At 72.3% G+C, this 16,515-nt stretch carries 14 protein-coding genes; 6 read left to right on the top strand and 8 right to left on the bottom strand.

Annotated elements, in window-relative coordinates:
• Nucleotides 1-61 precede the first annotated feature (61 nt).
• Entirely contained in the window at nt 62-664 is a 603-nt protein-coding gene (locus FXF51_RS08495; RefSeq protein WP_262379356.1) for a CGNR zinc finger domain-containing protein, read from the top strand.
• Between the two features lie 14 nt (nt 665-678).
• On the opposite strand, the gene FXF51_RS08490 is transcribed toward FXF51_RS08495, so the two are convergent.
• Nucleotides 679-1,290 carry a hypothetical protein gene (locus FXF51_RS08490; protein WP_148433713.1) on the bottom strand — a complete coding sequence of 204 codons (612 nt, stop codon included), beginning with the start codon at nt 1,288-1,290 and terminating at the stop codon, nt 679-681.
• Between the two features lie 69 nt (nt 1,291-1,359).
• Here FXF51_RS08490 and FXF51_RS08485 point away from each other — a divergent pair, with 69 nt between their 5' ends.
• The 3 genes from FXF51_RS08485 (at nt 1,360) to FXF51_RS08475 (ending at nt 6,403) form a co-directional block, all read left to right on the top strand.
• Nucleotides 1,360-4,287, top strand: a complete 2,928-nt coding sequence (locus FXF51_RS08485; RefSeq protein WP_148433712.1) for a helix-turn-helix transcriptional regulator — start codon at nt 1,360-1,362, stop codon at nt 4,285-4,287.
• A gap of 143 nt (nt 4,288-4,430) precedes the next feature.
• Nucleotides 4,431-5,954 (top strand): MFS transporter, encoded by a 1,524-nt coding sequence (locus tag FXF51_RS08480; RefSeq protein WP_148433711.1) that lies wholly within the window; start codon nt 4,431-4,433, stop codon nt 5,952-5,954.
• 14 nt (nt 5,955-5,968) lie between these two features.
• On the top strand, nt 5,969-6,403 hold the full coding sequence (locus FXF51_RS08475) for a GNAT family N-acetyltransferase (RefSeq protein ID WP_148433710.1): 435 nt from the start codon (nt 5,969-5,971) through the stop codon (nt 6,401-6,403).
• 11 nt (nt 6,404-6,414) lie between these two features.
• On the opposite strand, the gene FXF51_RS08470 is transcribed toward FXF51_RS08475, so the two are convergent.
• Both FXF51_RS08470 and FXF51_RS08465 read right to left on the bottom strand, forming a co-directional pair.
• Nucleotides 6,415-7,095 (bottom strand): hypothetical protein, encoded by a 681-nt coding sequence (locus FXF51_RS08470; RefSeq protein ID WP_148433709.1) that lies wholly within the window; start codon nt 7,093-7,095, stop codon nt 6,415-6,417.
• Nucleotides 7,095-7,604, bottom strand: coding sequence for a SigE family RNA polymerase sigma factor (locus tag FXF51_RS08465; RefSeq protein ID WP_148433708.1), 510 nt, complete (start codon nt 7,602-7,604; stop codon nt 7,095-7,097). The genes FXF51_RS08470 and FXF51_RS08465 overlap by 1 nt, the downstream gene beginning before the upstream one ends.
• A 161-nt stretch (nt 7,605-7,765) precedes the next feature.
• Here FXF51_RS08465 and FXF51_RS08460 point away from each other — a divergent pair, with 161 nt between their 5' ends.
• Nucleotides 7,766-9,004 carry an alpha/beta hydrolase family protein gene (locus tag FXF51_RS08460; RefSeq protein ID WP_222871191.1) on the top strand — a complete coding sequence of 413 codons (1,239 nt, stop codon included), beginning with the start codon at nt 7,766-7,768 and terminating at the stop codon, nt 9,002-9,004.
• A 32-nt stretch (nt 9,005-9,036) separates the two neighbouring features.
• On the opposite strand, the gene FXF51_RS08455 is transcribed toward FXF51_RS08460, so the two are convergent.
• Entirely contained in the window at nt 9,037-9,528 is a 492-nt protein-coding gene (locus FXF51_RS08455; RefSeq protein ID WP_148433707.1) for a GbsR/MarR family transcriptional regulator, read from the bottom strand.
• Between the two features lie 88 nt (nt 9,529-9,616).
• On the opposite strand from FXF51_RS08455, the gene FXF51_RS08450 reads away from it, so the two are divergent.
• Nucleotides 9,617-10,432, top strand: coding sequence for a class I SAM-dependent methyltransferase (locus FXF51_RS08450; protein ID WP_148433706.1), 816 nt, complete (start codon nt 9,617-9,619; stop codon nt 10,430-10,432).
• A 10-nt stretch (nt 10,433-10,442) separates the two neighbouring features.
• On the opposite strand, the gene FXF51_RS08445 is transcribed toward FXF51_RS08450, so the two are convergent.
• The 4 genes from FXF51_RS08445 to kdpB are packed head-to-tail and all read right to left on the bottom strand — an operon-like array spanning nt 10,443 to nt 16,515.
• Nucleotides 10,443-11,111 (bottom strand): response regulator, encoded by a 669-nt coding sequence (locus FXF51_RS08445; RefSeq protein WP_148433705.1) that lies wholly within the window; start codon nt 11,109-11,111, stop codon nt 10,443-10,445.
• The gene (locus FXF51_RS08440) at nt 11,108-13,648 is read right to left on the bottom strand and encodes a DUF4118 domain-containing protein (protein ID WP_148433704.1); all 2,541 of its coding nucleotides are present in this window, start codon (nt 13,646-13,648) and stop codon (nt 11,108-11,110) included. Before FXF51_RS08440 ends, FXF51_RS08445 begins: the two co-directional genes overlap by 4 nt.
• Nucleotides 13,645-14,451 (bottom strand): potassium-transporting ATPase subunit C, encoded by an 807-nt coding sequence (locus tag FXF51_RS08435; RefSeq protein WP_148433703.1) that lies wholly within the window; start codon nt 14,449-14,451, stop codon nt 13,645-13,647. Before FXF51_RS08435 ends, FXF51_RS08440 begins: the two co-directional genes overlap by 4 nt.
• Complete coding sequence (gene kdpB / locus FXF51_RS08430) at nt 14,452-16,515, bottom strand: potassium-transporting ATPase subunit KdpB (RefSeq protein WP_148433702.1); 2,064 nt, start codon at nt 16,513-16,515, stop codon at nt 14,452-14,454.

The raw sequence follows: 16,515 nt of genomic DNA, 5'->3' as shown, positions 1-16,515 counted from the left end.
CGACGTTAGAAATATGGCAGAAGGTTCCTAACGGCGTCAACATGGCGGTAGCGTTAGAAAAGTGGAAGTGGCTCTCCTGGCGAACGGCGGCTCCCCGCTCCTCGGCGAACCGCCGCCGATCGAACTCGGCAACACCTCGTACGCGGCGCGCGGCCGTCCCAGGGAAGGCCTGCAGAACGCCGAGCACCTGGCCGCGTGGCTGCGCGACATGCGCCCGCGCCTGGCGGTCCCGCTCGGCGACGCCGACCTGCGAGAGGTGACGGACGGCGACCTGCGCGCCGCCAGGGAGCTGAGGGACGTCATCAGGGCCCTCGCCGCGGCGGCCGTGGACGGCCGCGACCCCGACGCGGCCACGGTCGCGGCGCTCAACCGGCACGCGGGCCAGGCCCCGAGGTGGCGCGAGCTGCGCACCGATCCCGAACCGCACGTGGCGGTCCGCACGACAGGCAGGCCCGTCGAGGCCGCGATCGCCGGGCTGGCCGAGGAGGCCGTCGAGCTGTTCGCCGGGCCGCTCCGCCGTGAGCTGCGCGCCTGCCCCGGCCCCGGCTGCGTGCTGTACTTCGTCCGCGACACCTCGCGGCGCGAGTGGTGCTCGGCGGGGTGCGGTAACCGGGCGCGGGCCGCCCGCCACTACGCGAAGGTGCGGCAGGCGGACCAGGGCTGACCGTCAGGATGGTGCTAGGTACGGTAGGGGGGTAGGGTACAGAGAGATTGTGGGAGGTGGCATGTCTCGCCCGTTGCCAAGGGGCTGTCGCCCGAGCACAGGCACATGACGGCGTCGGCGACGTCTGCCGGGCTGACGTGCGGCGCTACGGCGTTGATCTGGACGTCGGCGTGCTCCCGCGCCGCCGTGCGGGTCAGCTCGGACACGGCGGTTCGTGAGGCGGTGTCCGGTGCCAGGTTGACGATGTGGCCGCCGCCCGTGCGCCGCATCGCGGAGGCCTGGTACCGGATCGCCGTCGGCAGGTCGCGGGGCTGGACGTGGTTGACGGCGAGGTCGAGGCGGCCGAACGCGCCCAGCGTCTGCTCGACGAGCCGCCGTACGGAGGCCGGGTCGCGTACGTCCACCGGAACGGCGACCGGAGCGGCCCCCGGAGCGGCCACAGGGCGGGTGGCGTGCGGGCAGGCGGCGTGCGGGCAGGCGGCGTGCGGGCAGGCGGCGTGCGGGCAGGTGGCGTCCGCGTGGGCGGCGTCCGGGCAGGTGGCGAGGACGACGGCGGCGCCCGCTCGGGTCAGCGCGGATGCCACGACGGGTCCGGCTCCGATGACGATGGCGGTGCGGCCGGTCAACGCTCCACGCCTCACGATGGTCCCGTCCCTTGCCTGCGCGGTTGTCCGGTGCCTGACGGTAGGAGAAGCATGGCCACGACCACATCGGTGAAGTCGCCGGTCTCGTCCGGCAGGCTGGTGGGCAGGGACGACGAGATCGGGCTGCTCGCGTCGGTGCTCAGGCGAGCCGCCGGAAGCCGTGGCGGCGGGGTGATCCTGCAAGGCGAGCCAGGCATCGGCAAGACCGCGCTGCTGTCCCACACCGAGGAGCAGGCCACCGGCTTCCTGGTGTTGCGCGCCGTCGGCGCCGAGCCGGAGTCCGATCTGGCGTACGCGACGCTGCACCAGCTCCTGTTCCCCGTGCTGAGCCGGGCCGGCGGGCTGCCGGAGCCGCAGGCGCAGGCGCTGGACGTGCTGTTCGGGCGGGCGCACGGGACGCCGCCCGATCCGTTCCTCGTCGCCTTGTCCACCCTGTCGGCGCTGTCCCTGCTGGCCGGCGATCAGCCGGTGCTCTGTCTCGTCGACGACGCTCACTGGGTGGATCAGCCGACGTTGAAGACTCTCGCGTTCGTCGCCCGCCGCCTGAACGACGAGCCTGTCGCGCTGGTGCTCGCCGCGCGGGCCGACGAGGGGCACGGCGCCGACCTGCCCGGTCTGCGTCGCGTCCCGCTCATGGGCCTGGACAGGCGGTCGGCCACCGCGCTGCTGGACGGGCGGCGGCTGTCCGGCGCCGAGCAGAGCCGGTTGCTGGCGGTCACCGGGGGGAATCCGCTGGCTCTGATCGAGCTCGCCGGGACGCCGATACCCCCGGAGGGCACGCCCGAGCCGCCCGCCATGACCGACGAGCTGCAACGGTCGTTCCTGGCCAAGGTCCGGGCGCGGCACGCCGGATCCTTGCCGCTGCTCCAGCTCCTCGCCGCCGACGGCTCGGCGGGCTCGGGCAGCTCGGACGGCTCAGGCAGGCCGGGCGGCTCGGGCGGCTCGGGCGGCTCGGGCGGTTTGGACGGCTCAGGCAGGCCGGGCGGCTTGGACGGTTTGGGCGGCTTGGACGGTTTGGAGCGGGCCGCCGCGTCGCTGCGGGTGGACACCGGCCCGCTGCACCGCGCCGAACTGGACGAGCTGCTGTCCTACGACGGGACGCGGCTGGCGTTCCGGCACCCGCTGATCCGGTCCGCGATCTACCACAGCGCCACCGCCGAACGGCGCGCCGCGATCCACCGCGCCCTCGCCGCGGCCCTCGACGGCACGGCCGACCAGCACCGGCGTGCCTGGCACCTCGGGCAGGCGGCGGTCGGCCCCGACGAGCAGACCGCAGAGCAGCTCGAACGCTCCGCCGAGCAGGCCGCCGCACGTGGCGGCCCGGCCGCCGCCATGGCCGCGCTGTCGAGAGCGGCCGAGCTCACCGCGGACGCCCGGCGCAGGGGACGGCGGCTGTGGACCGCCGCGCACGCCGCCCTGGAGGGCGGGTTCACCGCCAAGGCCGTGCGACTGCTCGACCGGGCCGACCGCGAACCCCACCTGGACGAGGCCGACCGGATCCCGCTGGCGGTGATGCGCGCCGTGGTGGCCGAGTTCGCCGGCTCTCCCGAAGACGCGCTGGGCCTCATCCGGCCGTGGATCCCGCACGTCCTGCGGCTCGACCGGCGGCGGTTCGCCCCGACCGTCGCCATGTACGGGGACCTCGGCGCGCGTACCCGGCAGCCGGAGGTCTGGCACGACCTCGCGGGCTGGCTTGAGGGGATCCCGCTGGAGCCGGACGACCCGCGGGACGCGGTGCTGGTGCTGCTGCGTCATGCCGCTCAGGTTCGTACCGGACGGGAGCAGGCAGCCGCGCGGTGGGGCGGGGCCGCCGCGCTGGAGTCGCTCGCCGACCCGATCCTGATGACCATGGCGGGCGCCGTGGTGCGCGCGCTGGGTGACGTCGAGCTCGCCCGGCGGCTGTATCGCGAGGCGGGGCGGCTGGCGCGGGCCGGTGGGGCGCTCGGGGCGCTGGCGTGGAACCTCGAGTACCAGGCCGCCGACGAGCTGGCGCGGGGCAGGCTCGGGCTCGCCGAGGCGCACGCGGAGGAGGGGTACCAGTTCGCCGTCGAGGTCGGCCAGCCGAGCACGGCCTGCCGCAACCGCGGCCTGCTCGCCTTGTGCGCGGCTTTCCGCGGGCGTCCTGACGCTGCCGAGCTGGCCGCCGACGTGCTGGCCGAGGCGAGCGAGCGCCGGTTGACCGACGCGATGACGTCCGCCTGGCGGGCACTCGGCCTCATCGAGCTGGCCGCCGGAAGGTACGCCGAAGCGGTGCGGCACCTGGAGGCGGCCTGCGACGGCTCACCGCATTGGGAGGCGGCCGGCGACGGCTCACAGCATTGGGAGGCGGCCGGCGACGGCTCACCGCACTTCGGGGCGGTCGGTGGTGGGGACAGTGACCTGGTCATGGGCGTCGTGCCCGACCTCGTCGAGGCGCTGGTGCGTGCCGGTGAGCGCGACCGGGCCGCCGCTGCCGCCGCGCGCTACGAGCGGTGGAGCAGCCGCACGGCCGCACCCGAGCCCGCCGCCCTCGCGGCCCGCTGCCGGGCGCTGCTCTCCACCGGCGGCACCGCCGACGCGCACTTCGCGCAGAGCCTGCGCCTCGGCTCCGCGCTGGAGCACGCCAGGACACAACTGCTGCTCGGCGAGCGACTACGCAGGGACCGGCGACGTACCGAAGCCCAGCGGCACCTGCGCGGTGCGGCGGAGACGTTCCGCCGGCTCGGCGCGCTCGCCTGGGAGGACCGGGTGCTGGGCGAGCTGCGCGCAGCAGGGGAGTCGGCCCGGCCGCACGACACGGGAGCCCTGAGCACGCTCACCCCGCAGGAGCTGCGCGTCACCCTGGCCGTCGGCGAGGGGCTGACGAACAGGGAGATCGCCGCCCAGCTCTTCCTCAGCCCCCGGACCGTGGACTACCACCTGCGCAAGGTCTTCCAGAAGACCGGCATCACCTCGCGCGCCGAGCTGATGCGGCTGGTCCTCGCCGAGCGCCCGGCCTGACCAGGAACAGCCCAGCCTGACCCGGGACAGTCCCGCCTGACCAGGGACACCCCCCGGAGACCGGCGACTTCACTGATTCGGCGACCGGCCGGGCGTTCCTAACGTTGGCGCGGTCACTCCCGAATCGTCGAAGGAATCCCCGCATGTCCTCCGCGGACCTCGACCGGCGCGCCGGTCTCAGACAATGGGCAGGGCTGGTGGTGCTGGTCCTGCCCGCCCTGCTGCTGTTCATGATGCTCACCATCCTGTTCCTGGCCATCCCCCAACTGGCCGCGGACCTGAAGCCGAGCAGCACCCAGACGTTGTGGATCATCGACATCTACGGCTTCCTGATGGCCGGCCTGCTGGTCACCATGGGCACGCTCGGCGACAGGATCGGCCACCGGCGGCTGCTGATCGCGGGCGCGGCCCTCTTCGCCGTCGTGTCGCTGCTCGCCGCCAACACCTCCGACCCCGCCCTGATGATCGTGTGGCGGGCGCTGCTGGGCGTCGCCGCGGCCACCCAGATGCCCGCCACCCTGGGCCTGATCTTCGCCACGTTCACCGACCCGAGGCAGCGCGGCATCGCGGTCGGCGTCTGGTCGGGCGGCATCTCCGTCGGCACCGGTCTCGGCCCGGTGATCGGCGGGGCGCTGCTGGAGGCGTTCTCCTGGCGGGCGGCCTTCCTGATCGCGGTGCCCATCATGGCGATCGTCGCGATCGGCGCCCCACTGCTGCTGCCCAACCCGCGCAACCCGGCCGCCGGCCGCGTGGACCTGTTCAGCGTGCTGCTGTCGCTGGCGACCCTGCTGCCGATCGTCTACGGCGTCAAGGAGCTGGCCAGGCCGGACTCCCTGCTGCCCGCGCTGGCGGGCATCGTGGCCGGGCTGGCGTTCGGCGCCTGGTTCCTCGTCCGCCAGCTCCGCCTGCCCGAGCCGCTGCTGGACGTGCGGCTGTTCGCCAACCGCACGGTCAGCGGCGCGCTGGGCGTCTTCCTGCTCGCCGCGACCGCGCTCGGCGGCGTCTACCTGCTCTTCACCCAGTACCTGCAGCTCGTCGAGGGGCTTTCCCCGCTGCGGGCAGGGCTGTGGGTGCTGCCCGGCGCGGCCCTGCTGGTCGTGGTCTCCACGCTCTCACCCGTCCTGGTACGCCGCGTCCGCCCCGGCCACCTGATCGCGGCCGGGCTGGGCGTGCAGGTGATCGGCTACCTGCTGCTCACCCAGGTGGACGTCGCAGGCGGGCTGCCGCTGCTGGTCGTGGGGTTCATGGTGCTCTATCCCGCCGTCGCGCCGTCCATGGCGCTGACCACGAACCTCGTCGTCGGCTCGGTGCCGCCGCAGAAGGCGGGGGCGGCGTCCGGGCTGGCCACCACCTGCAGCGACCTGGGCATCTCGCTCGGCATCGCGGTCATCGGCAGCATCGGCGCCGTCGTCTACCGGGCCCAGGTGAGCACCGCGATGTCCGCCGGCCTGCCGCCCGAGGTGGCCGCGGCCGGCCGCGACAGCCTCGACGGGGCGGTGTCGGCGGCGCAGGCGCTCCCTGCCGACCTCGCCGCGGCGGTGCTCGCGCCCGCCCGTGACGCGTTCGCGGGCGGGCTGAACGTGGCGGCCGTCGTCGCGGCGGTCATCGCGGCCGGCGCCGCCGTCCTGGCGCTCGTCCAGCTCCGTCACCTCCCGCCCACCGGCTGACAAGGAGATCTTTCATGGTGTCGATCCGTCGTGCCACGACCGCCGACGCGGCGACCGTGCACGCGTTGATGTCGGAGCTGGCCGGGCATCAGGGCCAGCCGTCCGCGGTCGCCGTGAGCGCCGGCCGCATGCGCGAGCTGCTCGCCCGCCCCGAGATCGGCTACCTGCTCGCGGAGCGGGACGGGCGGGCGATCGGATACGTGTCCTGGCTCGTGCGGGTCAGCATGTGGTCGGGCGAGGACTACCTCGCGCTGGACGACCTCTTCGTCTCGGACGGGGAACGCGGCCGGAAGACCGGCGAGCGGTTGATGCACGCGGTGGCCGAGGCTGCGGACGGCAAGGTGATCCGGTGGGAGGTGGCCGCGGCCAACGTGGCGGCGCAGCGGTTCTATCAGCGCATCGGCGCCACCCTGGTCTCGAAGGTGATCTGCCGGTGGCAGGTGGAGTGACGTACGGGTGGTCACCGGGCTGCGATGCGCTGCAGGATCTTCCCCTTCGCGTCGACGAAGTCGAGTCTCCGCACGTCGGCCCCCCGGGGATACTCGACGGACCACAGCCCGAGCCCCGCTGCGACACCTCGCGTGAGGTTCCCGGGAAGCCTCCTGCCGTTCTTGGTGACAGCCCTCACCCCGTGAACGGTGCTCCTGGCGAACCCGAACCAGACGTCGACACCGCGCAGCTTGCCCTCCGTGCGGGCGAACTCGCCGGCGGCGAGCGGCCGGAAGCCGGAGCAGGAGCTGCCGTTCGGCCCGCTCTCGCACAGGAACAGCTCGTTCTTGCCGGGCGCGTCGCTCACCCACATGACGAGCGGCGGCACGGAGGCGATCCTGCCCTTGGGGGGCTGCTCCTTCTTCAGCTCCGCGAATCCCCTGTAGATGGGCTGTGGCGTGGCCGTGGCGGGCACGGCGACCTGCTCCTGCCGCTCCGGCGACGGCCGGACCGTCCAGGTGGCGAGGACCACCGCGGCCGTCACCGCCGCCGTCACCGCCGCCGTCACCGCCGCCGTCACAGTCGCCCCGGCGACGGCCGCACGGCGGCGCCGGCGCACGGCGCGTCCTGTCGCGACGGCGCGGCCGACGTCCACCGCCGCAGGCGGCTGCTCCTCGCGCGTCAGCGTGTCGAACATCTGCTTGACGTCCATCAGCATTCCTCCGCACGTGCTAGACGGGGTTCCGGCTCGCCGAGCATCGCGCGCAGGGTGGCGAGGCCGCGGGCGGTCTGGCTCTTGACGGTTCCGGTGGAGCAGCCCAGCGCGTGGGCGGTCTGCTCCACGCTCAGGTCGCAGTGGAAGCGCAGGACGAGCGTGGCGCGCTGACGCGGGGGGACGGCGGCGAGGGCCCGGCGGAGGTCCATGGCCGTGTCCCGGTCGCCGTGCTCGACCGGCTGGTGGGAGGTGGCGGGCGCCAGCCGTACCCGCGAGAACCAGCCCTTGCGCTGTTCGGCGAGGAAGACCCTGATCAGGACCACCCGTACGTAGGCGTCGAGGTCGTCGGCCGCCCGCGCCCGGCGCCACTTGACGTAGAGCCGGGTGATCGCGGTCTGCACGAGGTCGTCGGCACGGTGCCAGTCCTGGCACAACGAGTAGGCGATCTTCCGCAGCCAGGACAGCCGGCCCCGCACGTAAGTGGTGTACTCCTCGTCAAGGTCCATGGGACTCCCCGATAGATGACTTCACATGAGAGGAGATGCCGCCGGACCGGGCGGGGGTTGCATCGGGCTCCAGGCGATCGGCGGCGGATCTACGAGCGTCCGCTGCCCGGAGAGGTCGCAATGAACACCGGGTGTATATACTCAGAGTATAGTCGTCAGGCATGAGTCACTTGATCGTCCTGGCCGCGCCTCGTGGGCTGCGCGGATTCCGGGGGAGGGGTCGGCTGCTCGCCGTCGCCGGGCTGGCCGCCGTGATGGCGGCCACCAGCCTCGTCCCGGCCGCGTCCGCCTCCGCCGGTGCCCCCGCTTCTGGGACGCGTGCCGCCGCCGAGCCGTACCTGCCCGCCCCCACCGGCTCCCGGCCGGTCGGCACCACGTCCCTCCACCTCAAGGACGCCTCGCGCCCCGACCCGTGGGTCCCCAGCGCCAAGGCGCGCGAGCTCATGGTCTCGCTGTGGTACCCGGCCAAGGCGCCGGGCCGCCGGCGGGCGCAGTACATGACGCCCAAGGAGTCCGAGCTGCTGCTCAAGGACGGGGAGATCACCACCGTCCCGGCCGACACGCTGAGCAAGGTGCGCACCAACGCCTTCACCGACGCCCGCCCAGCCGGAAGCGCGCACAGCCTGCCCCTCATCGTGCTCTCCCCGGGGCACAGCAAGCCCAGGTCCGAGCTGACGGCCCTGGCCGAGGAGCTGGCGAGCCGCGGGTACGTGGTGGTCGCCATCGACCACACCTACGAGAACGTCGCCCAGACCTTCCCCGACGGGCGAGTCACGACCTGTGTCACGTGCGAGATGAAGAAGGACCTCAGCGTGTGGCAGAAGCTGGAGAAGGGCCGCGCCGCCGACGTCTCCTTCGTGCTGGACGAGCTGACCGGCAAGCACCCGAAGTGGAAGGGCTCGCGGTTGATCGACACCTCCAGGATCGCCATGTCCGGCCAGTCCGCCGGCGGCGCCAGCACGCTGGCGGCCATGGCCGCCGACTCCCGGCTGCGCGCAGGCATCGACGTGGACGGCACCGTCGAGGCCGAACTGCCCGAGGAGGGGCTGTCCCGGCCGTTCCTGCTGCTGGGCAAGCCCGCCACGTACACGCCGGGCCGGCCCGGCACCGGCGCCAACTGGGAGGGCGTCTGGGCGGGGCTGCACGGCTGGAAGCGCTGGCTGCTCGTGACGGGGGCCGCGCACACGTCCTTCACCGACCTCGGGGTGCTGGTGGATCAGCTCGGCATCGAGGACGGCGCTGACATCCCGGGCGCCCGCGCCATGGCCGTCACCCGCCGGTACGTCGTCGCCTTCTTCGACCAGCACCTGCGTAAGAAGCCGCAGCCTCTGCTGGACAAGCCGTCGGCGAGCTACCCGGAGGTCAAGTTCTGCGCCCCGGAGAAGAAGACCTGCGCGTAGCGTCGGCCTCCGGCCCGGCGGGGGCGCTGCCATCACCCCTGTTGTGAGATGCGGCGTTCGGCCTCCTGGAGTCGTGACCACTTCGCCATCGACTCCTTGATCTCCTCGCGCATGAACGCGAAGAACCGCCGGGTCTCGTCCAGCCGCCGCCCGGCGGGGGAGTCGAGGCCCAGCAGCGCGGTGCCCTCGCCGGAGCCGGCCTCGATCCGGACGAGCGTCGGGTCGGACTGGCTGATGAACTCGCTCCAGGTGTGCTCGTGGATGCGGCAGAAGTCGTGCCGGGTGCCCGGTTCGCGGCCGCGTTCGACGAGCCGTACCTGCACCAGGTACTTGACCGCGCCCGAGATCGCCGGCGCGCCGGCGCCCAGTCGGTCGGCGAGCTCGGCGGCCGACAGCCGGCCGGAGTCGGTGACCAGCAGCGCGGCGTAGACGCGCGCGGCCATCCGGGGCATGCCGGACTCGACCATGATCTGTGCGAACCGTTCACGGAAACCGGCGATGGCGCCCTCGTCCGCTCGCGTCACCGGCGGCTCCCCTCCTCGTCGTGGGCCTCACAGTTTAAGCTATTCGGACACTTCACAAATTTCGTGAAATAAGAGTAGCGTCGTTGCCGTGAAGGAGACCGAACTCGTCGGGGCGCAGAAGACGCTCAGCCCCGTCCTCAAGGCCAAGGCCCTGGACAACCGGCTGCCGGACCCGATTCTCGGCGACGAGCACGCCGAGCAGGTGATGCGCCTCCTCGACCCCGGCTACGACCAGCGCCGATTCGGCACCAGCCAGCTCGGCCTCGCGGCCGTGGTGCGCACCAAGGCCCACGACGACTGGGCCCGGAGCTTCCTGGCCGGCCACCCCGACGCGGTGGTCCTGCACCTGGGCTGCGGCCTCGACGCGCGCGCGTACCGGATCGACCCGCCCGCCACCGTCGACTGGTACGACCTGGACTACCCCGCCGTCATCGAGCTGCGGCGACGCCTGCTGCCGCCACGCGAGCACTACACGCTGATCGGCTCCAGCGTCACCGACCTGACCTGGCTGGAGCGGATCCCGCGCGGCCGCCCGGTGCTGATGATCGCCGAGGGGCTGGTGCCGTACCTGACCGAGACGGACGCGCGGCGCCTGCTCACCAGCGTCGTGGACGCCTTCCCCACCGGCCAGATCCAGATCGACACGGTGCCGGTCTGGGCGTGGCGCACCTCGAAGTGGGACCCCACGCTGCGCAAGTACGGCACCCGGTTCCACTGCGGCTTCAACGATCCGGCCGCGCTGGCCGGATGGCATCCGCGGCTCGAGTACGTGGACGAGACGCCCATGTACGACTCGCCGATCCTGATGGCCAAGGCCCCCGCGAACGTCCGCCGCATGTACCGCCTCGTGCTCCTGCTGCCGGGCATGAGACGCTCCACCCGCATCGTGCGCTTCCGGTTCTGAGCGGCCCGCGTCACGGGGTGTAGCGGTAGCCCATGCCCGGCTCGGTGATGAGGTGCCGCGGGTGCCCCGGGTCGCGCTCGAACTTCTTGCGCAACTGGGCCATGTACTGGCGCAGGTAGTGGGTCTCCTTGACGTGCTTGCTGCCCCACACCTCGGTGAGCAGGTAGCGCTGGGGGATGAGCTTGCCGGGGTTGCGCAGCAGGATCTCCAGGATGTGCCACTCGGTGGGGGTCAGCCGCAGGCCGCCCGAGACGGTCTTGCTCGTCAGGTCCACGACGTGGTCGCCGAGCTGGACGCGGGCCAGCTCGCCCTCGGCGATGGCGGCGCGGCGGGAGACGGCGCGGATGCGGGCCAGGAACTCCTCGATGCCGAACGGTTTCGTCACGTAGTCGTCGGCGCCGGCGTCCAGGGCGTCGATCTTGTCCTGGTTGCCCGCCCGCCCGGACAGCACCACGATGGGGGTTTTGGTCCAGCCGCGCAGCCCGTGGATGACGTCCACGCCGTCGAGGTCGGGCAGGCCGAGATCGAGGACGATGAGGTCGGGATGCCACTCTGCGGCCTGGCGCAGCGCTGCCGCGCCGTCGGCGGCGACCGCGACCTCGTAGTGGCGGGCGGCCAGGTTGATGCGCAGGGCGCGCAGGATCTGCGGCTCGTCGTCCACGACGAGGATCTTGGTCATCGGGTCACCGCCCGGGACGAGATGGGCATGCTGACGATCATCGTGAGGCCTCCTCCTGGGGTTTCGTCGGGCGTGAGGGTGCCGCCCATCGCCTCGGTGAGGCCGCGCGAGAGCGCGAGGCCGAGGCCGACGCCGGTGCCGTTGTCGCGGTCGCCGAGCCGCTGGAACGGCAGGAAGACGCGGTCGTGGATCTCGCGGGGGATGCCGGGGCCGCGGTCGATGACCCGGATCTCCACCTGGTCTTCGTGCCGGCTCGCCGTGATGAGCACGTTCTGATCGGCCGGGCTGTAGCGGACGGCGTTGCTCATGAGGTTGACCAGGACGCGTTCCAGCAGGACCGGGTCGGCGACGATGTCGGGCAGGTCCACGCAGATGTCGCCTTCGACGCGGTCGCGCAGCGGCCCCAGGTCGTCGATGGAGCGGGGCACGATCTCCTCCAGGGCGACGGGCTGCAACGCCAGGCCGAGCACGCCCGCTTGCAGGCGGCTCATGTCGAGCAGGTTCGCCACCAGCCGGTCCAGCCGGTCGAGTGACTCGTCGGCGGTGGCGAGCAGTTCGTCGCGGTCCCCGGGCGTCCAGGTGACGTCGTCGCTGCGCAGGCTCTCGACGGCGGCCTTGGCGGCGGCCAGGGGAGTGCGCAGGTCGTGGCTGACGGCGGCGAGCAGCGCGGTGCGCATCCGGTCGGCCTCGGCCAGCGGTCTGGCCTGCTCGGCTTCCTGCTGGAGGCGTTCCTGCCGCAGCGCGACGGCCGCCTCGGCGGCGAACGCCTCCAGCACCCGCCGGTCGCTGGCGTTCAGCAGCCGGCCGCGCGCGGCGAGCACGAGCCGGTCGTCGATCTGGACGTCGTTGTCGGCCGAAGCTGGGCTGGTGCAGGGCGCGGCGCCGGAGGTGGCGATGATCCGCCACGCCTCCGGCTCCCCCTGGTCGTCGGGGGCGGGCTCGCCGAGCCGTTCGAGCAGGGTCACCGAGTCCAGCCCGAACGTCTCGCGCAGGCGGGCGAGCAACGACGGCAGCGCGGCCTCGCCGCGCAGCACGTGCCCGGCCAGCGTGGACAGCGCCTCGGCGTCGGCGCGGGCGCGGGCCGCCTCCCTGGTACGCCGGGCGGCCAGATCCACGATCGTCGAGACCGCCGCCGCCACCAGGACGAACACGATGAGAGCGAGGAGGTTCTCCGGATCGGCGATGGTGAGCTGTCCGACGGGCGGGGTGAAGAACCAGTTGAGCAGCAGCGAGCCGCCCACGGCGGCGGTGAAGGCGGGCCAGGTGCCGCCGACGAGGGCGACCCCCACGACCAGGCACAGGAACAGCAGGATCTCGCTGGGCAGCGAGATCACGTCGCGGAACGGCAGCAGGACGGCGGTCAGCAGCGGCATGCCCGCCACCGCGGTCGCCCATCCGGCCAGTCTGCGCTTCCTGTTCAGCGCGGCCCGGGACCGTTCCGGCCGGCGGCGGCCCTTCTTGACCTCCTCGTGGGTGACCAGGTGCACGTCGATGGGGCCGGACAGCGCCGTCGTCTCCACACCCACTCCGCGCGCGAAGATCTGCGCGAAGCGACCCCTCCGCGAGGCGCCGAGCACGAGCTGGGTGGCGTTGACGCCGCGCGCGAAGTCCAGCAGCGCTCTCGGGATGTCGTCGCCGACCACCTGGTGGTAGCTGCCGCCCATGCTCTCCGCCAGGGAGCGTTGACGGGTCAGGGTGGCCGGATCGCCGCCGGCCAGCCCGTCCGAGCTGGTGACGTGGACGGCCAGCAGGTCGGCGCCCTTGGTGCGGGCGGCGATGCGGGCCGCCCGGCGCACGAGCGTGTCGCCTTCGGGGCCGCCGGTCAGCGCCACCACGACCCGTTCGCGCGCCTCCCACGTCCCGGCGATGCCGTGGTCGGCGCGGTAGCGGTCGAGCTGGTCGTCCACCTTGCCCGCGACCCAGAGCAGGGCCAGCTCGCGCAGCGCGGTCAGGTTGCCGACGCGGAAGTAGTTCGACAGGGCCGCGTCCACCTTCTCGGGGGTGTAGACGTTGCCGTGCGCCATCCTTCTGCGCAGTGCCTCTGGGGACATGTCGACCAGCTCGATCTGGTCGGCTCTGCGCACCACCTCGTCGGGGACGGTCTCGCGCTGCGGGATGCCGGTGATCTCCTGGACGACGTCGTTGACCGACTCCAGGTGCTGGATGTTCACCGTGGTGATCACGTCGATGCCGGCGTCCAGGATCTGGTCGATGTCCTGCCAGCGTTTGACGTGCTTCGCGCCTGGCACGTTGGTGTGGGCCAGCTCGTCGATCAGCGCCGCCTTCGGCGCGCGCTCGATGACCGCCGCCACGTCCAGATCGGTGAACGTGGCGCCGCGGTGCACGAAGGTCTTGCGCGGGATGACCTCCATGCCCTCCAGCAGGGACGCGGTGCGGGGGCGGTCGTGGGTCTCGACGAAGCCCACGACCACGTCCCTGCCGCGCTCGCGGGCGCGGCGGCCCTCGCTGAGCATGGCGTAGGTCTTGCCGACCCCGGGGGCCGCCCCGAGGTAGACCCGCAGGCGGCCCCTGCTCATGGCCGGTCCAGGGCCAGGTTGAGTTCGAGCACGTTCACCGCCGGTTCGCCCATGAAGCCGAGCGCGCGGCCGGTGGTGTGCTCGTCGATCAGCGCCTTCACCCGGTCAAGAGCCAGGCCGCGCTCCTTGGCGACACGGGGGGCCTGGAGCTCGGCGTAGGCGACCGAGACGTGCGGGTCGAGGCCGGAGCCGCTGGCGGTGACCGCGTCTGCGGGGACGACCGCCTTGGCGTCGCCGCGGATCGGGACGGTGCGGCCGGCCGTGTAGTCCTGGCCGGGCTGCGCGCATTGGACGGTGAGGCCCTGGTAGGTGGGGATGAACGGGGTGGCGGGGCAGGCTTGGTTGACGCTGACGGCGTGGCCGGGGAAGACCTTGAGGACCGCGCCGACGCCGTCGGGGGTGCAGAAGGGGCGGGCGCCGCTGACGCCCTCCAGTTCGCCGACCGCTGTGGAGCGGGCGCAGACCTGGGTGAGCAGTGATGGGCGGTCGGGGGTGTCGAGGACGTCCTCCGGGCCGAGGTTGCTCGCGGCTGTGGAGGTCGGGTCGTAGCCGTCGCCGGCGGCTGAGGGGCGGGACTGGAAGTACTTCCTGACCGGGTTGCCGTCGGCGTCGGTGAAGGACTGGCCGATCAGCGTGCTGCCCTGGCCGGTGGCGACCATGGAGCCGTTGGCCTGGTCGTGGAACAGGGCCTGGGCGACGCCGGTGGCGGCCAGCGGGTAGATGATGCCGGTGACCACGGTGAGCACGAGCAGCGCGCGCAGCGCGGCCAGGTGCTGGCGGACCCAGCTCGGTAGGCGGTTCATTTATGCCATCCCCGGAAGGAACTGGATGATCAGGTCGATGAGCTTGATGCCGATGAACGGGACGATGATGCCGCCCAGGCCGTAGAGGTAGAGGTTGCGGGACAGCAGCTTGGAGGCGCTGGAGGGCCGGTAGCGCACACCTTTGAGCGCGAGCGGGATGAGGGCGATGATGACCAGGGCGTTGAAGATGACCGCGGCGAGGATCGCGGACTGCGGGCTGGCCAGGCGCATGATGTTGAGCGCGTCCAGGCCGGGGTAGACCGCGGCGAACATGGCCGGGATGATCGCGAAGTATTTGGCGATGTCGTTGGCGATGGAGAAGGTGGTCAGCGCGCCGCGGGTGATGAGGAGCTGCTTGCCGATCTCGACGATCTCGATCAGCTTGGTCGGGTTGGAGTCGAGGTCGACCATGTTCCCGGCCTCCTTGGCGGCGGAGGTGCCGGTGTTCATCGCCACCCCGACGTCGGATTGGGCCAGGGCGGGGGCGTCGTTGGTGCCGTCGCCGGTCATCGCGACCAGGCGGCCGCCTTCCTGCTCCTTCCTGATCAGGGCGAGCTTGTCCTCGGGGGTGGCTTCGGCCAGGAAGTCGTCCACCCCGGCCTCATCCGCGATGGCCTTGGCGGTCAGCGGGTTGTCGCCGGTGATCATGACGGTGCGGATGCCCATCCGGCGCATCTCGTCGAAGCGCTCGCGCATGCCCTGTTTGACCACGTCCTTGAGGTGGATCACGCCCAGCACGCGGCCCTTCTCCGCCACCACGAGCGGGGTGCCGCCCGAGGCCGAGATGCCGTCCACGATGTGGCCGATGTCGTCGGTCGGGTGGCGCACCCACTCCATGACGGCGGTGGCGGCGCCCTTGCGCACCTCCCGGCCGCCCAGGTTGACCCCCGACATGCGGGTCTGGGCGGTGAACGGCACCCATTCGGCGCCGTGGACCTCCCGTTCCCGCAGGCCGTAGTGTTCCTTGGCGAAGACCACGATCGAGCGGCCCTCGGGAGTTTCGTCGGCCAGGCTGGACAGTTGTGCGGCTTCGGCGAGTTCTTCTTCGCTGACCCCGTCCACCGGGAGGAACGCGGCGGCCTGGCGGTTGCCCAGGGTGATGGTGCCGGTCTTGTCCAGCAGCAGCGTGGACACGTCGCCCGCGGCTTCGACGGCGCGGCCGGACATGGCCAGCACGTTGCGCTGCACCAGGCGGTCCATGCCCGCGATGCCGATCGCCGACAGCAGCGCGCCGATGGTGGTCGGGATCAGGCAGACGATCAGGGAGACCAGCACGATCCCGGTCACACCGTCTGAGGTCAGTGCCAGGGAGTCGGCGACGCCGGGGTTGATGGTCTTGGAGTAGATCGCGAGAGGCTGCATGGTGGCGGTGGCGATCAGGAAGATGACGGTCAGCGCGGCCAGCAGGATGTTGAGCGCGATCTCGTTCGGGGTCTTCTGCCGGTTGGCGCCCTCGACCAGGGCGATCATCCGGTCCACGAAGCTCTCGCCGGGCTTCTGAGTGATCTTGACGGTGATCCGGTCGGACAGCACCTTGGTGCCGCCGGTCACGGCCGAGCGGTCGCCGCCGGACTCGCGGATCACCGGCGCGGATTCGCCGGTGATGGCCGATTCGTCGACGGAGGCGATGCCGTCGATGACGTCGCCGTCGCCGGGGATGATCTCTCCGGCTTCGACGATCACCACGTCGCCCTGCCGCAGCTCGGGCGCGGGGACGATCTCGCCGGTGACGCGGCGGGCGGTGGTGTCGCGTTTGGCCGCGCGCAGCGTGGCGGCCTGGGCCTTGCCGCGGCCTTCGGCGACGGCTTCGGCCAGGTTGGCGAAGATCACGGTCAGCCACAGCCAGAGCACGATGGCCCAGGCGAAGACGGACGGGTCGAGGACGGCGAGCACGGTGGTGAACACCGCGCCGATCTCGACGATGAACATGACCGGGTTGCGCCACATGACCCGCGGGTCGAGCTTGCGCAGCGCGTCCGGCAGCGACCGGATCATCTGTTTCGGGTCGAGCAAGCCGCCGCCCACCCGAGCCGTCGAGGGCTTCTCCAGCACAGGGGTTGACAT

It is taken from the genome of Nonomuraea sp. PA05 (genome assembly GCF_008086045.1).
Taxonomy (GTDB): domain Bacteria; phylum Actinomycetota; class Actinomycetes; order Streptosporangiales; family Streptosporangiaceae; genus Nonomuraea; species Nonomuraea monospora.
Note: the sequence above shows the minus strand (reverse complement) of the source record. Positions and strands in the feature narration are given on the sequence as shown.

Coding starts and splice junctions, on each gene's coding strand:
- FXF51_RS08485 (WP_148433712.1), top strand. CDS start 1,360: ATGGCCACGACCACATCGGTGAAGTCGCCGGTCTCGTCCGGCAGGCTG.
- FXF51_RS08480 (WP_148433711.1), top strand. CDS start 4,431: ATGTCCTCCGCGGACCTCGACCGGCGCGCCGGTCTCAGACAATGGGCA.
- FXF51_RS08475 (WP_148433710.1), top strand. CDS start 5,969: ATGGTGTCGATCCGTCGTGCCACGACCGCCGACGCGGCGACCGTGCAC.
- FXF51_RS08470 (WP_148433709.1), bottom strand. CDS start 7,095: ATGGACGTCAAGCAGATGTTCGACACGCTGACGCGCGAGGAGCAGCCG.
- FXF51_RS08465 (WP_148433708.1), bottom strand. CDS start 7,604: ATGGACCTTGACGAGGAGTACACCACTTACGTGCGGGGCCGGCTGTCC.
- FXF51_RS08460 (WP_222871191.1), top strand. CDS start 7,766: ATGAGTCACTTGATCGTCCTGGCCGCGCCTCGTGGGCTGCGCGGATTC.
- FXF51_RS08445 (WP_148433705.1), bottom strand. CDS start 11,111: ATGACCAAGATCCTCGTCGTGGACGACGAGCCGCAGATCCTGCGCGCC.
- FXF51_RS08440 (WP_148433704.1), bottom strand. CDS start 13,648: ATGAGCAGGGGCCGCCTGCGGGTCTACCTCGGGGCGGCCCCCGGGGTC.
- FXF51_RS08435 (WP_148433703.1), bottom strand. CDS start 14,451: ATGAACCGCCTACCGAGCTGGGTCCGCCAGCACCTGGCCGCGCTGCGC.
- kdpB (WP_148433702.1), bottom strand. CDS start 16,515: ATGTCAACCCCTGTGCTGGAGAAGCCCTCGACGGCTCGGGTGGGCGGC.